Genomic DNA, 15900 nt, shown 5'->3' with positions numbered 1-15900 from the left:
TATTCTTAATTTACATAAATTTTTTATCTATATCTTCTACCGTCATGGTAATGAATGTTGGTCTATTGAACGGAGAAACCGCAGATTCTGTACATGCAAAAAGATTGTTCACCAAGGCTTCTTGTTCTGCAACTGTTAATGACTCTCCGCTTCTAACCGCCAAGGTTTTACAGAGTGTTTTTGCCAACATATCGGTTTGAGTAAATCCACTATCAGGAATATCTTCACCAAAATCGGACACCAATTGTTCTAGAATAATAGACACTTCACTCTCCGTAACATTCAACGGAATTCCTGTGATAGTTACTTTATCGCCTTCAATACTTTCAAAAGCAAACCCGGTACCTTCCAAGCGTTCTTTTAAAGTTTGAATTAATGCAATTTCAGTTACTGAAAAATGCAGTTCCAGCGGAAATATCAATTGTTGACTCACACCTTCGTTAATGGTGATATCTTTCAAGAATTTCTCGTATAAAACTCTTTGATGTGCTCTGGACTGATCTATAATCACCATTCCTGATTTGATAGTAGTTACCAAATACTTTTTTTGTAACTGATAAGTGGCTGCGGCAGGTCTTTCTACGGCATCATCCTCAAATAATTTACCAGTAACTTCTTCCGACTCAAATTGAATAGAAGCAAAAGAATCCGGTTCACTATGATTTGCTTTAGATTCAAAAGTATCGTCATCTTTTAATCCCACATAAAGACTTTCCCAAGAAGCTGAAGTATTTCTTCGGAAAGAATTATTACCACTCCCAAAATTGTTACTCTTCACTCGTACTTGAGAAGAACTCGATTTTTCTTCTTTAAAAGGATTAAAACCGGCGTCCACTTCTATGCCCGGCATATCTAACTTTTTGTCTTTGTAATCGTATGGTGTATGTAAGTTTGGATCTGAATCAAAATCCAAAATTGGCGCAACATTAAATTGTCCTAAACTATGTTTTACAGCAGATCTCAAAATGGCATACAAAGTATGTTCGTCATCAAACTTAATTTCCGTTTTTGTTGGATGAATATTGATATCAATCGTAGCCGGGTCTACATCTAAAAACAAGTAATAACTTGGTTGTGTACCGTCTTTCAAGAGACCTTCGTAGGCCGACATGATTGCATGGTGCAAATACGGACTTTTGATAAAACGATCATTTACAAAGAAAAACTGCTCGCCTCTACTTTTCTTAGCAAATTCCGGCTTTCCAACAAAACCAGCTATTTTAACCACTTCTGTAGGCTCTTCAACAGGAACCAACTTTTCATTGGTCTTGCCTCCAAAAACATGTACAATACGTTGTCTGTTATTGGAACTTGGCAGGCGAAACAACTCGCCACCATTATGATAAAAGTCAAAACCTATAGTTGGGTGAGCCAAAGCCACACGTTGAAATTCATCAATTACATGACGAAGTTCTACAGCATCTGACTTTAAAAAGTTTCTACGTGCAGGAATATTAAAAAATAGATTTTTAACTAAAAGCGAGGTTCCTTCGGGAGTTACCACCACTTCTTGAGCAACTACTTTACTCCCCTCTATTTTTATTTGTGTACCAACTTCATCACTAGCTTGCCTGGTGTTCAACTCAACATGTGCAATTGCAGCAATAGAAGCTAGCGCTTCTCCACGAAAGCCTTTGGTATGAAGTAAAAATAAATCTTCTGCAGTTTTTATCTTTGAGGTAGCATGACGCTCAAAACACAAGCGAGCATCGGTATCGCTCATTCCCTTCCCGTTATCTACAACTTGAATAAGGGTTTTTCCTGCGTCTTTTACAATTAATTTTATCTCGGTTGCTCCGGCATCAATCGCATTTTCTAATAATTCTTTCACTACAGAAGCTGGTCTTTGAACCACTTCTCCTGCAGCAATTTGGTTTGCAACATGATCCGGTAATAACTGGATGATATCTGCCATTAAAGTAATTTATCAAAATTTATAAAACGCAATGCTACAAATGTGAACATGATTAGGAATGCCAAGATTACTATTAATCGAAGCCGTGTATTGCTCTCACTCATTGCCTTGCGCTCTGTTTTCCAATCATCTCTAAAAGAAGCTCTACGCGTTGGTTTGTATTCTGTATCTGAAACGGTTTCATACTTACGTTTCATTGCATCTATACGTTCTTTACGCTCGTTGTAATAACGAGGTTTGTAGTTATACGTTTTGCTTTTCTGCTGCTTAAATAATGTTGGAAGTCTCATACTTTTATCCTCTTCATTCAAAATTAATTAAAATACCCAGCACGCTTCAAGTTTCGGTGCTAAAAAATGTTAACAAAAAGAATGCCGAAACCTAAAATTGACAAATTGCTAAAATCAGTTCAAAAAAAATACTGATTGATTCTTAAGAAAAAATCAATCAGTATTCAACAAACTGAAAAATAACTATACAATTATAGATTGCGTAGTTGTATCATTTTTATAGCTGCAATTGCTGCTTCAGTACCTTTATTTCCATGCTTACCACCACTTCTATCAATGGATTGTTGCATGGTATCATCTGTAAGTACACAAAAGATAACAGGAGTATCGTATTTTACATTTAGATCTTTTATTCCTTGTGTGACACCTTGACACACAAAATCAAAATGCATGGTTTCTCCTTTGATCACACTACCAATAGCGATAACGCAATCTACTTCTTTTGTTTCTATCATTCGTTTTGCTCCGTAGGTTAGTTCAAAACTTCCAGGAACGTTCCAACGAATAATGTTTCTCTCTAATGCACCACAATCTAGTAAAGCTTCTTTTGCGCCAGCAAACAAACCTTCTGTGATGTTCTCATTCCATTCTGAAACAACAATCCCAAACCGAAAGTCATTCGCATTTGGGATTGTCGCTTTATCATACGCTGATAAATTCTTATTTTCTGTAGCCATTATTTAATGTTTTCTACAAGTGCTATATAAGCATCTATTGTTTTTGCCTGTTGTGATTCAGGATATTCTTCTTTAATTCTGTTGAAGTATTTCAATGCTTTGTCATAATCCTTTTGCTCTTTTGCCAACATACCTGCTTTGAATAAATAAAGTGGTGTTGTAAAGTCGTTATCTTTTAAAGCAATTGCTTTATCATAATAAGACATTGCATCGTCATACTGACCTAATTGTGAAAATGCATCTCCGATATTTCCTTTAGCCAAAGGAGCTAACATCTCATCATCTGCATTAAAATTATCTAAATATTCTATAGCCTTATCGTAGTTTTTCAACTCTAAATAAGCCATACCAGCACTGTAAGTTGCCAAGTTTGCAGCTTTAGTACCGTTGTATTCTTCTATAATATCAAGAAAACCATAAGTACCGTTTCCTCCTTTAAGAGAAAGGTCTAAAAGAGAATCTTTTGCTTCTGCTCCATTCATTGCCTCATTAAAATACTCTTGAGCAAAGAACATATCGTTAGAAGCCTTTTCTTCTTTAGGAGTTCCTATGAATTTTGTGTACACAAAAAATCCAATTGCAGCAACTACGATTACTCCAATTACACCAAGAACAGTGTTTTTGTTATTCTCTACCCACTCTTCTGTTTTTGAAGCACCTTCATCTAAAGAATTAAACAACTCTGCGGTTGTACTATCCATTTCTTCAGATTGTACTTCCGGCTCTTCTATAACTTCTTTTTCTTTTTTTGCTTTAGATTTGTATCCTCTTTTATTGTATGTTGCCATAGCCTAGTTTGTATTAGTGGCGCAAAAATATAATTTTTATTAAAATATAAAAGCGGTTTTTATTGATATTTTTCAATATTTTATCTTTGTTTTGTAAAAGAAGTCAACCACTTATCTGCTTTGGTTTTTTATGATTTTAAACAAGCTTTCTCTTATTAATTACAAGAATATTGCATCGAAAGATTTTCAGCTAGATGCAAAAATTAATTGTTTTACTGGTAATAATGGTGTAGGAAAAACTACAGTATTGGATAGTGTTTACTATTTAGCATTTGGAAAAAGCTACTTTAACCCTATTGCAAGTCAAAATATAAAACATGGGGAAGATTTTTTTGTGGTAGACGGAACTTTTTCAAAAAACAATACCGAAGAACGCATTTTGTGTAGCTTGAAAAAGGGTCAGAAAAAAACAATTAAGAGAAATGGTAAAGTCTACGAGAAACTTTCGGATCATGTTGGACTGATTCCTTTAGTGATTATTTCTCCAGCGGATAGAGATTTAATTACAGAAGGAAGTGAGACCAGACGTAAATTTATAGACAACGTCATATCTCAATCCAATAAAACCTACTTACAGCAACTCATAAATTATAATAAGGTTTTACAACAGCGAAATGCTTTGCTAAAATACTTTGCTCTAAACAGTACGTTTGATTCCAAAACACTTGAAGTTTATAACGACCAACTTTCTGAAATGGGATCCTTTATACACAGTAAAAGAATTGCTTTTCTAGAAGAGTTTATTCCTATTTTTAAGGAGCGTTACTATACCATTTCCGGCAATCAAGAAAATATAAATTTAGTCTACGAAAGTCAACTAAACACCACCGCATTAAAAGATCTTTTTACTGATAATCTAAGTAAAGATAGAGCATTGCAATATACATCTGTTGGTATCCATAAAGACGATCTCAGCTTTGAAATTGATGATCATTCCATTAAAAAATTTGGTAGTCAAGGCCAGCAAAAAACGTTTTTAATAGCTTTAAAATTAGCTCAATTTGATTTTATAAAAAACCAATCACAAGTGAAGCCTATTTTACTATTAGATGATATTTTTGACAAGCTTGATGAAAACAGAGTTACGCACATAGTTCAACTAGTTAATGAAGATACTTTTGGACAAATTTTCATAAGTGATACGCATTCACAGAGAACAGAAGATGTTGTGAAAAAGACCAACCAAACCTACAAGATTTTCAATCTGTAATTGTACATTTGCCACCAAATAAATTACAATGAAACTTTTGAAAACCACTTGCATTTTGGTGCTTATTTTTTCCGCTTTTAGCTGCGAAAAATCAATTCCGAAAGATGTTTTAACAAATCTAAATGGATATTGGGAAATTGAAAAAGCTGAGGGCAAAGATGGTATGACAAAAGTTTACAAAGTAAATACAACTATAGACCACATAGAACTTGATGAAAATCTTAGCGGTACGCGTAGAAAAGTAAAACCCGTTATAGGATCGGATTATTTGACTAGTGGTGATGCTGAAAAAATTGAAATTGTAAAGGAAAACGACGCTTATTATATTCACTATAAGAATGATCAAAGTGAGTGGAATGAAACATTACTTTCCGTTGACGAAAATCATTTTTCCACTAAGAATTCCAATACCGAGACTACCTTTTTCTACAAACGCTACGAACCTATAACTGTTGAGTAATGGCACGAAAAAATGATCATATTTCACTAAGCGATGCTTTGAAAGATTTTATCAAAGAAAATAAGCTTGAAAAAGGCATGGACAAAATAGATGTTCGCGATGCCTGGATGCAACTTATGGGAAATGGTGTTGCTAATTATACATCAGACGTGCAATTACGAAATACTACACTTTTTGTCTCTTTAACTTCTTCGGTACTTAGAGAAGAATTAAGCTATGGTAAACAGAAAATAATCACGATGCTAAATGAACAATTAGGAAAAGAAGTAATCAAGGAAGTTATTCTTAGATAGCATCTTACCTTAAAATATGGTGTTAAATCGATTTTTAAGTGTTATTTTTTTTTAACATTTTGAAATATCCCTATATTTCGGTCACCAATTAAATCCAACCGAAAAAAACCAAAATCAATGAACAGAATAGTTGCCTATCTATATCTGTTACTATTTGCTAGTATTTGCTATTCGCAAAACACCATCGCTTTTCCAAAAGATTCACTTCTTGTAAATCGTTATGGTCAAAAACAGGGGTTGTTACAACTAAACCCAGAATCGTTGGTAGTGGATAGTGAAGGATTTCTATGGGCGGGAACTGAAGATGGTTTACATAAATTTAATGGGTATAACTTCCATTCTTTTATCCACAATCCCAGAGATACCACTTCTATACCCGATGACCACATAAGAGACCTTTTACATATAAACGACACGCTTTGGATAGCTACAAATACTAAAGGTATCATTGGATACTCTATTCAAAATAATTCGTTTTTCGCTTATCAAAAATTTGATGAATCTGATTTATCAATTGGTTACAAAACATTTCAATTAAACCAACACACTTTATTATTCTCCCTTAGAAATCACTGCATTTTATATAATAAAAAGAACAATACGCACGAGCTCGTAAAACTCCCAAAAGAATCTAGAGAAAACTTTATTACATGTTTTTACCAATACAGTGATAGCATTTTTTATTTAGGCACAAAAGAAACGGGAATTCAAAAACTAGATTTAAATCATAATCGTATTACAGCGGTACAAAACAACCTAAAAGACACATCTATCAATGGCTTTCTAAAATGGAATAACCAATATTACCTTGCCACAGATAAAGGATTATACTCTTACGATAAAACAGCCCAAACATTTACGCAAGAAGTTATAAATCATCTTGAAATCAACGATTTATTACAGTTTGATGATCATACAATTTTATTAGCCACCACAAATGGATTGTATACTTTTAATAATGAACTCAAAGAACTCCGAAAAATCATTTTAAAGGATTATGACAATGACATTTATAAAAATGTAGAAATAGCAAAAATCTTAAAGGATGACAATGGGAATTACTGGTTTGGAACAGCCGGAAACGGATTGTTGCATTTCAATATTCATCAACAAAAATTCACTACACAAAAAATTAGACTTCCAAATTATCCAGAAATAAAAAAGATAAACTCTTTTGGATTCATAAAAGATAGCAAGAAAAACATTTGGATTGCGTCTGGAATTGGCCTCATCAAATACAATCCAAAACAGGAAGCGTACCGATTATATAAAGAAGGGAATCAAATTTTAATGTATGATTTAAATATTACCAAAGATGGAACTTTATGGGCTGGCGGTTTTGATTGTGGTCTTTTGAAATACAACGAAACAAACGATTCTTTTAAAAGTTTCACCGTAAACAACGGCTTAAGTGACAATCAGGTTATAGAAATCATTACGAGACCAAACAATAAATTATGGGTTTGCACCTGGACCGGTGGCATTAATGAATTTGACATTGAAAAAGAAACTTTTAGTCCTGTTACAATTCAAAACAAACAAATCAACAGAGCTAGAATTTCATTTATAGATAGCAAACAGAATTTGTGGATTGGTTGCGACGAAGGTTTATATAAAATTTCGCCCAACAATAACATCATTCATTTTATTAACAACGAAACTGATTCTCCACTAGCATCAAACCGAATATTTGCTATAAATGAAGACAGTAAACATAACATTTGGGTGGGAACCAGTACCGGAATCACCAAAATTTATGAAAATCACCAAACAACTTCCTATTACCAACAAAAAGGACTCCCAAATGATTTTATCTACGGATTATTAATTGATAAAAACGATAAAATTTGGGTTAGCACCAATTATGGAATATCAGTTTTTAATCCTGAAAAAGAAGCCTTTACAAACTTCACAGAAAGAGATGGCCTTCAGAATAATGAGTTTAACGGTAAAGCTGCTTATCAAGATGAAGATGGAAATTTTTATTTTGGTGGCGTTGCAGGCTACAATATTATTGACCCCGAAAAACCAATTACCAATCAAAAACCTCCATGTGTGTATATAGAAAGCATAGAGCTTTTCAACAAGCCTATTCAACGTAATGAAATGTTTAAAGACACACTACATTTCAATGCAAGCGAAAATGTACTTACTATAAATTATGCAGCATTAAATTACTTAAATCCTGAAAAAAGTTTATATCAATTCAAGTTAAGTGGTTTTGATAAAAGTTGGAGACAAGAAACAAAAGAAAGAGCTACCACATATACCAATTTAGAACCAGGAATCTACACTTTTAAATTAAGAGCCACAGATGATCTCGGCAACTGGAGCAAACTACAAGATCAAAAAGTATTTATAATCACACCACCATGGTACAAAACTACTTGGTTTAAATTTGTTTTACTTTTTGGTATTATAACACTTGCGACTATTGGGTTCAAACTAAAAACAAATAGCCTCAAAAAAACGAATGCTAAATTGGAAGATTTGGTGATACAACGCACCTATGACTTAAAACAAAACAACGAATTACTGGAGCAAGAAAAAAAACATGTAGATTTTTTACTGAAAGAATTAAAACACCGCGTTAATAACAATTTTCAATTGATCACCAGTTTTTTAAATATTCAAACCAAATCTGTCCAAGATGAAAGGTCTAAAGAGATTCTAAAAATTGCTAAAAACAGAATTAACACCATTGCAAATATTCAGGAATACTTGAATAATAAGAAAGAAGATCTCATAAATATTTCGCAATTCATCGAAGACTCTTGCAAAAAAATAGTAAAAGCACTTGGAAATGATGATGATTTGAAATTTAATGTTATCTTTAAAACCCATAGAATACCCTCCCATTCCAAATCAAACCCTACACTTTTAGGATTGTTATTAAATGAAATGATTACAAATGTACACAAGCATGCATTTGACAAACAACATGCTGACAATACATTGATAATTGAAACTAAACAAGAAGAAACCAAACTAAAACTAGTAATTTCCGATAACGGAAAAGGATTTGACCCAAGTAAAACTTCTACAGAATCGTTAGGTTTAAACTTAATCGAAGAAATGATTGAGCAACTAGGAGCTACTTATACCATAGAATCCACCGGGGGAACTAAATACACTGTATGGATACCATTAAAAGAGTTTTAATCATTGAAGATGAGTTTATCATAGCCAAGGATATTAAACAAGTTTTAAAAGCCAGCGACTATGATGTTACTATTGCCAATAACGTTGTAAAAGCTATTCGCCTTTTTGACGAAGAGGATTTTGACTGTATTATAAGTGATATTAATTTAAATGATGAAATTGATGGAATAGAATTAATTCATCAATTGTTTAACCTAAAATTTGTACCTGTAGTTTTCTTAACGGCCTATAATGACAATCAATTTTTAGAAAGAGCTAAAGAAACAATTCCCTTTGCTTATTTACTAAAACCATTTGATGAAAAACAATTGTTACTCACTATAGATCTTGCCATTTTAAACTTTAACAAGAACAAATCAGTATCAAATCCAACCATATCAAAAAATCAATTAGAAACCCTAACAAGGCGAGAAAAAGAAATTCTCATTTCACTTTCTACAGGCAAAACAAGTAAGGAGATTGGCTCTATTTACCATATTTCTCCATTAACAGTAGAAAAACATAAGAAAAATATTAAGAAAAAACTAAACATGAGTACCGTAGGTGAACTGATAAATTTTGTTTTTCAGTCCAATTTATACAGTCTATAACTACTCGGCAGTCATATCTATAATAAAGGAATCTGGATATTTTTTCTGAACATGATCACGAAAGTTTTCTGCTTTTTTTCGGTTAGTGAATTTCCCTAGAATCAATGAATAAACTTTTACACCAGCAACTGTTTTTACCTGCACAGTGATTTCCTTTTGATAGTTAACTTTTAAATTATCGGCCAAACGAATCAAATTTGCCATTTCCTGAAAACTACCTATTTGAACTCCAATCCAATTAGGAGAAACCCTGCTAATTGATAGCTCATAAAATTCCGTTTCCACGATAGAATTTGACTCCAATTGCTCCTGAACTGGCTCTTCTACAACCTTCTGAGCTGTTTCTCCCGAAATTTCATCTAATACGACTACATTGGTTTCTGCTACAATTTCACTATCATCTATCACCTCAATAATCACATCAGCCACACCAGCATTTACAAAATCTAACTTCTCTGCCACCGATTTAGAAACATCAATAATTCTTCCTGCCGAAAAAGGTCCACGATCATTGACTTCTACAACTGCCGATTTATTATTTGCTAAATTTGTAACTTTTAGTTTGGTTCCAAAAGGTAGTGCCCTGTGAGCTGCTGTTGCCTTTGAATGTTTGTATTTTTCTCCGCTGGCAGTTAATTTTCCTTCAAATTTATCACCATAAAAAGAAGCTTTACCCGTTTGAACTTGAGCAGATAGTGATAAAGAAAAAAATAGAACAGAAATAATAGCAAAAAACTTCATACGTATAGTTGGTGTTTTATAGTAAGTAAAACACCAATATACATAAATATGACTAAAATTTAAGCCGAAATAGCCGTATCATTCATAAACTCAAAACGCACCATTCCGTCATCATCTATATTGGTTAATTTCACCGTATGCAAGGTATTTACCAATTCCGGATTCCACGGCGCTTTTACTTTTACATAATTCTCTGTAAATCCGTGAATATAGCCTTCTTTGTTTTCACCTTCAAACAAAACAGTTCTGGTAGTTCCTATTTGGCTTTCATAAAAAGCACGTCTTTTCTTAGCCGATAAACCACGTAACATTTTACTGCGTTTTGCTCTTACTTTTTTAGGTACTACACCGTCCATTTCTGCAGCTTCGGTATTATCTCTTTCAGAATATGTGAATACGTGCAAGTATGAAATCTCTAACTCATTTAAAAAGTTATAGGTTTCTAAGAAGTGTTCATCCGTTTCTCCTGGAAAACCAACAATTACGTCAACACCAATACACGCATGTGGCATTACTTCACGCACTTTTGTAACTCGATCTACATACAACTCTCGCATGTAACGACGTTTCATTTTCTTTAGAATATCATTGCTTCCACTTTGAAGTGGAATATGAAAATGCGGTACAAAAGCTCTGGATTGTGACACCAAATCAATGGTTTCATTTTTCAATAGATTCGGTTCAATAGAAGAAATACGCAAACGTTCTATACCTTCAACTTTATCCAATTCGGTTACCAAATCTAAAAAGGTATGTTCGTGTTTTTTATTTCCGAATTCTCCTTTACCGTAATCTCCGATATTTACGCCGGTCAATACAATTTCACGAATCCCTTTTGCTGAAATTTCAGCTGCGTTTTTCAACACATTTTCCATGGTATCACTACGAGAAATTCCACGTGCTAACGGAATAGTACAATAGGTACATTTATAATCGCAACCATCTTGAACCTTTAGAAACGCACGCGTTCTGTCGCCAATAGAATAACTTCCTACATAAAAATCGGCTTCTTGAATTTCGCAACTGTATACTTCTCCAAAATCATTTTTAGAAAGGTCATTGATATAATCGGTAATCTTAAATTTTTCAGTAGCACCCAACACCAGATCTACTCCATCAACCGCAGCCAATTCTTCCGGTTTCAACTGCGCATAGCAACCCACTGCCGCCACAAAAGCGTTTTCATTCTTTTTCAATGCGCGTTTTACCACCTGTTTAAACTGCTTATCTGCATTTTCAGTCACAGAACAAGTATTAATCACATAAATATCTGCTACATCTTCAAACTCAACTTTTTCAAAACCTCCTTGCTGAAAATCACGGGCAATGGTAGAAGTCTCCGAAAAATTCAGCTTACAACCTAAGGTATAAAACGCTACTTTCTTTTGTGTGTCCATCTTCATTATTTGGGCGTTACGGAAAATCCGTCGGGCTTTCGGCAGTCGCTTTTTGTAATGTAATCCTTCCAAAAGAGCTTCAACAAATGCCTCAATCCCTAACGCAAATCCCACGGGTTTCCTTATCTTGGCTACAAAATTAGTGATAACAAAAATAAGGGTGCAAATATACCAACAAATTCTTGTATGACCATAACGAAACACAAGCTATTTAAATTATTAAAAGTTAGCGTTTTACTTCTTCAAACAGTTATTATTTTCTCTTGTTCGCAATCAACATCAAAATTTTCAGAAAAAGATGTGTTTCGGTATAATGAGCATAGCAATATTTCGTCGTTAGATCCGGCTTTTGCTAGAATACAAGCGAATATTTGGGCGGTAAATCAGCTGTTTAACGGATTAGTACAATTGGATGATTCTTTAAACATTCAACCAGATATTGCCAAAAGTTGGACCATTTCTGATGATGCGCTTACCTATACTTTCACTTTAAGAGACGACGTTTGGTTTCATAAAGACCAAAGTTTCCAAACTACTGACAGCAGCAGAAAAGTGACTGCGACCGATTTTGAATACAGTTTTAACCGCTTACTCGATGAAAAAGTGGCTTCTCCCGGGCGTTGGGTAATGAATTACGTAGCTGATTTTTCAGCTAAAAATGATTCTGTTTTTGAAATCAATTTGAAACAGCCTTTTCCTGCTTTTTTAGGATTGCTAACTACCAAATATTGTTCAGTAGTTCCCAAAGAAGCTGTTGAGTTTTATGGAAATGAATTTAGATCGCATCCCGTAGGAACTGGCCCTTTTCATTTTAAAAGATGGGAAGAAAATGTAAAATTGGTTCTTCGAAAAAATCAAAACTATTTTGAAAAAGATACAAACGGCGTACAACTCCCCTATCTAGAGAGTATTGCCATTACTTTTTTACCTGATAAGCAAAGTGAATTTTTGCAATTTGCGCAAGGAAATATCGATTTTTTAAATGCGTTGGATGCTTCTTATAAAGATGAATTATTGACTACTTCAGGAAAATTACAGCCAGCATATGAAGATCAAATCAACATGATCACGGCGCCTTATTTGAATACGGAATATTTAGGGATATTTTTAGAAAATAAGCTTCCTGAAAATCAATCTGAAAACTTACGAAAAGCCATTAACTATGGTTTTGATCGTGAAAAGATGATCACTTATTTGCGCAACAATATCGGCACACCTGCTGTAAATGGCGTAATCCCAAAAGGATTGCCCGGATTTTCAAATTTAGAAGGCTATTCTTATCAACCTGAAAAAGCAAAAAAACTCATCAAAGCTTTCAAAACGGAAACCGGAATTCAACAACCAGAAATTACAATTGCTACAGATGCCAATTACGTGGATATTTGCGAATACATTCAGCGTGAATTACAAAAAATAGGCATCATTACGCATGTAGATATTCTTACTGCCTCGGCATTACGCCAAAGTAAATCCTCCGGAAAACTACCTATTTTTAGAGCAAGTTGGATTGCCGATTACCCAGATGCGGAAAATTACCTTTCCTTATTTTACAGCAAAAACTTTGCACCCAACGGCCCTAATTACACACATTTTAAAAGTAAACTTTTCGATAAGTGGTATGAAGAATCTATAAAAACTACCAATACCAAAGACAGAATCGAATTGTATATAAAAATGGACAGTTTGGTAACTTCGAAAGCGCCAATTGTACCTTTATATTACGATCAAAGTACTCGTTTTGTTCAGAAAAACATTTCTGGTCTTGGGGGAAATGGTATTAATTTATTAACTTTAAAAAGAGTAAAAAAGCAGTAACATGAGTTTTGGAGGAAGTGCCGCAGCAGCAAATAGCTCTTTAAAAAATAATAAAAGAGAACGATCTAGTCAATTAGACCGCTACCAAAAACTGACAGGAAGCACGTATGGTTCCAAAGTAAATTCAAAAAATATCAGCAAAGAAGAGCTGGAAAAATTTAGTTTGGCTTTTCAGGAAAAACAAAAAGCTACCAGAAAAAAACAACTGATAGCTTTTGGAATTATTACTTTGGTGATTCTTGCAATCACTATATATTTTCTATTTTATTTTGACGCAGGATGTCTTATTTGTTATTCGAATATGTAAGATCAAAAACGTGTTGTAGAATATCTTTATCCTCTACAGAAAGTTCCATACCTCGTCTTTCCATCACTCGATTTGCCGTTTCGTACACTTTATCCAGCCTATAAATAGTGTAACCATGTGCTCCTCCCCAAGAAAAACTTGGAATAAAATTTCGTGGAAAACCATCTCCAAAAACATTAGCACTTACGCCCACCACTGTTCCAGTATTAAACATAGTATTGATACCACTTTTACTGTGATCTCCCATCATTAAACCACAAAACTGCTTACCCGTTTTTTGAAAACTTTCTGTTTCATAACTCCATAAACGAACCTCGTCGTAGTTATTTTTCAAATTGGAATTATTGGTATCGGCACCTAAATTACACCATTCACCCAAAACAGAATTTCCTAGAAATCCATCATGACCTTTGTTAGAGTTACCAAAAATCACAGAGTTATTCACTTCTCCTCCAATTTTACTATTTGGCCCTACCGTTGTTGGACCATAAATTTTGGCACCCATTTTTACAATACTGTCTTCACACAAAGCAAAACCGCCACGAATGATACTTCCCTCCATAATTTCGGCATTTTTACCTATGTATATTGGTCCGTTTGTAGCATTCAATGTACAAAACTCTAAACGTGCTCCTTCTTCCAGAAAAATATTTTCAGGAGCAATTACATTATTACTTACAGGAATTGGCAAACTTTTTCTTCCTTCTGTCAACAGTTCAAAATCAGCTTCCAAAGCAGCTCCATTTTTAGAATAAATATCCCAAAGATGCTCTACTCTAAGTACTTCTGATTCAAATTCAATAGCTTCGTATGTATCAAAATCTACATCCTCTTGACCATCCGTTGCAAAAAAGGCAATCACATCATCATCATAAAAAATAGCTTGATTTGTTTCTAGAGATTTTACAATCTCTACCAAGTCTACAGTTGGCAAAAAAGAAGCGTTGATAAAAACGTTTTCTTCCATTTCTACCATTGGATATTTATCTGAAAGATATTCCTCTGTTACCGTAGTAGTTGTGTATCCTAAATGCTTTTCCCATTTTTCACGAATGGTTAAAATACCAATACGAATATCTGCCACAGGTCTTGTAAAGGTAAATGGTAACAGCGCACCACGCGCGGGACCATCAAAAAGTATGTAGTTCATTACTGTTATGTTTGACAAGGTTAAAGATACAATTTTAGAAATTGCAGGGAAGTAAAATAGTATATAAAACAAAAAAGCCTTGTCGTAATTGACAAGGCTTTCTGTATAAGATAAACGCTAGATTATTTTTTGAATTTAGCGTATTTGTTTTTGAATTTATCAATTCTACCAGCAGTATCGATAAGTTTCGATTTCCCTGTATAGAAAGGGTGCGATGTTCTGGAAATTTCCATTTTGAATACTGGATACTCAACACCGTCAACTTCAATAGTTTCTTTCGTTTCAACAGTAGACTTAGTGATAAAAACGTCCTCGTTAGACATGTCTTTAAATGCCACTAATCTATAATTTTCTGGATGTATACCTTTTTTCATCGCTTATGCCTGATTTTATTCTTTACCAAATTTTGAGGTGCAAATGTAAGGATTATAAATTAATACACAACATAAAATTTAGTTTTTTGTAAAACTTTATTTTTATCCCTGCAAAGATGTAACATTTTACGGTAGTTTTGCACTTATTCTTTTGTATTAACAAATTAACTTTCCGAAAAAATGGGACAAACTGTAGACTCTAAGAAAATTATTTTATCCAACGGAGTGCTTTTAGGGCTTATTACTATTGCAATTGCCGTAATCATGTATGTAACCGGATTAGTGTATACTTATAATTGGGTATCAGGAGTTGTAGGCTTTTTAGTAATGATCGCTTTTATTGTTTTAGGTATGAGCACCTTTAAGAAAGAGAATACCTATTTATCCTTGAGCCAAGCTTTAAAAATTGGTATAGGAATATCTTTAATTGCTGGTATTTTGGGAGCTCTGTACCAATTCGTATTCTTTAATTATATAGACCCAGAGTTTATGGCTAAAGTTTTAGAAAACTCCAGACATCAAATTATAGAACAGAATCCTGAGGTTACACAACAACAACTTGACCAGATAGCATCGATGCAAGAAAATTTCTCTTCTCCTATTATAACAGCAGCTATGGGAATTTTATCAAGTCTTTTCTTAGGGTTTATAATTTCTTTGATTTCAGGATTAATTATGAAAAAAACGGAGGACTCGTTCTAATTTGCTATTTTTGACTTCTGATTATTGAA

16 protein-coding genes are annotated in these 15900 nt (G+C 33.7%); 8 read left to right on the top strand and 8 right to left on the bottom strand.

Going from position 1 to position 15900, the window contains the following annotated elements:
* Positions 1-10: 10 nt before the first annotated feature.
* The 4 genes from mutL to BM383_RS10815 all read right to left on the bottom strand — a co-directional run bounded on the left by mutL (position 11) and on the right by BM383_RS10815 (position 3670).
* Positions 11-1915, bottom strand: coding sequence for a DNA mismatch repair endonuclease MutL (gene mutL / locus BM383_RS10830; protein WP_093025158.1), 1905 nt, complete (start codon positions 1913-1915; stop codon positions 11-13).
* Positions 1915-2205, bottom strand: coding sequence for a hypothetical protein (locus BM383_RS10825; protein ID WP_093025157.1), 291 nt, complete (start codon positions 2203-2205; stop codon positions 1915-1917). The genes mutL and BM383_RS10825 overlap by 1 nt, the downstream gene beginning before the upstream one ends.
* A gap of 191 nt (positions 2206-2396) precedes the next feature.
* Positions 2397-2882: a 6,7-dimethyl-8-ribityllumazine synthase gene (gene ribH, locus BM383_RS10820; protein ID WP_093025156.1), complete on the bottom strand. Its 486-nt coding sequence runs from the start codon at positions 2880-2882 to the stop codon at positions 2397-2399.
* Positions 2882-3670, bottom strand: coding sequence for a tetratricopeptide repeat protein (locus BM383_RS10815; protein WP_093025155.1), 789 nt, complete (start codon positions 3668-3670; stop codon positions 2882-2884). Before BM383_RS10815 ends, ribH begins: the two co-directional genes overlap by 1 nt.
* A gap of 130 nt (positions 3671-3800) precedes the next feature.
* Here BM383_RS10815 and recF point away from each other — a divergent pair, with 130 nt between their 5' ends.
* From recF to BM383_RS10790, 5 genes are all read left to right on the top strand, one after another.
* Positions 3801-4880 carry a DNA replication/repair protein RecF gene (gene recF / locus BM383_RS10810; RefSeq protein ID WP_093025154.1) on the top strand — a complete coding sequence of 360 codons (1080 nt, stop codon included), beginning with the start codon at positions 3801-3803 and terminating at the stop codon, positions 4878-4880.
* Between the two features lie 28 nt (positions 4881-4908).
* A complete protein-coding gene (locus tag BM383_RS10805; protein WP_093025153.1) occupies positions 4909-5340 on the top strand; it encodes a hypothetical protein in 432 nt (143 codons plus the stop codon).
* Positions 5340-5633, top strand: a complete 294-nt coding sequence (locus BM383_RS10800; RefSeq protein ID WP_093025152.1) for a DciA family protein — start codon at positions 5340-5342, stop codon at positions 5631-5633. Before BM383_RS10805 ends, BM383_RS10800 begins: the two co-directional genes overlap by 1 nt.
* A gap of 117 nt (positions 5634-5750) precedes the next feature.
* Positions 5751-8795: a ligand-binding sensor domain-containing protein gene (locus BM383_RS10795; protein WP_093025151.1), complete on the top strand. Its 3045-nt coding sequence runs from the start codon at positions 5751-5753 to the stop codon at positions 8793-8795.
* On the top strand, positions 8771-9385 hold the full coding sequence (locus BM383_RS10790; RefSeq protein WP_093025150.1) for a response regulator: 615 nt from the start codon (positions 8771-8773) through the stop codon (positions 9383-9385). The genes BM383_RS10795 and BM383_RS10790 overlap by 25 nt, the downstream gene beginning before the upstream one ends.
* On the opposite strand, the gene BM383_RS10785 is transcribed toward BM383_RS10790, so the two are convergent.
* Positions 9386-10126 carry a septal ring lytic transglycosylase RlpA family protein gene (locus BM383_RS10785; protein WP_093025149.1) on the bottom strand — a complete coding sequence of 247 codons (741 nt, stop codon included), beginning with the start codon at positions 10124-10126 and terminating at the stop codon, positions 9386-9388.
* A 59-nt stretch (positions 10127-10185) separates the two neighbouring features.
* Positions 10186-11523, bottom strand: coding sequence for a tRNA (N(6)-L-threonylcarbamoyladenosine(37)-C(2))-methylthiotransferase MtaB (mtaB, locus tag BM383_RS10780; RefSeq protein ID WP_093025148.1), 1338 nt, complete (start codon positions 11521-11523; stop codon positions 10186-10188).
* A 186-nt stretch (positions 11524-11709) separates the two neighbouring features.
* On the opposite strand from mtaB, the gene BM383_RS10775 reads away from it, so the two are divergent.
* Positions 11710-13338, top strand: coding sequence for an ABC transporter substrate-binding protein (locus tag BM383_RS10775; RefSeq protein ID WP_093025147.1), 1629 nt, complete (start codon positions 11710-11712; stop codon positions 13336-13338).
* Position 13339: 1 nt separating this feature from the next.
* Positions 13340-13645, top strand: a complete 306-nt coding sequence (locus BM383_RS10770; protein WP_093025146.1) for a hypothetical protein — start codon at positions 13340-13342, stop codon at positions 13643-13645.
* Here the strand turns inward: BM383_RS10770 and BM383_RS10765 are convergent.
* A complete protein-coding gene (locus tag BM383_RS10765) occupies positions 13623-14795 on the bottom strand; it encodes a GlmU family protein (protein WP_093025145.1) in 1173 nt (390 codons plus the stop codon). The genes BM383_RS10770 and BM383_RS10765 overlap by 23 nt on opposite strands.
* 122 nt (positions 14796-14917) lie before the next feature.
* Positions 14918-15169, bottom strand: coding sequence for a type B 50S ribosomal protein L31 (locus BM383_RS10760; RefSeq protein ID WP_093025144.1), 252 nt, complete (start codon positions 15167-15169; stop codon positions 14918-14920).
* Positions 15170-15349: 180 nt separating this feature from the next.
* Between BM383_RS10760 and BM383_RS10755 the strand changes: the two genes are divergently transcribed.
* On the top strand, positions 15350-15871 hold the full coding sequence (locus BM383_RS10755; RefSeq protein WP_093025143.1) for a DUF4199 domain-containing protein: 522 nt from the start codon (positions 15350-15352) through the stop codon (positions 15869-15871).
* Positions 15872-15900: the final 29 nt, after the last annotated feature.

The organism is Pustulibacterium marinum (assembly GCF_900116665.1).
Lineage (GTDB): Bacteria > Bacteroidota > Bacteroidia > Flavobacteriales > Flavobacteriaceae > Pustulibacterium > Pustulibacterium marinum.
Note: the sequence above shows the minus strand (reverse complement) of the source record. Positions and strands in the feature narration are given on the sequence as shown.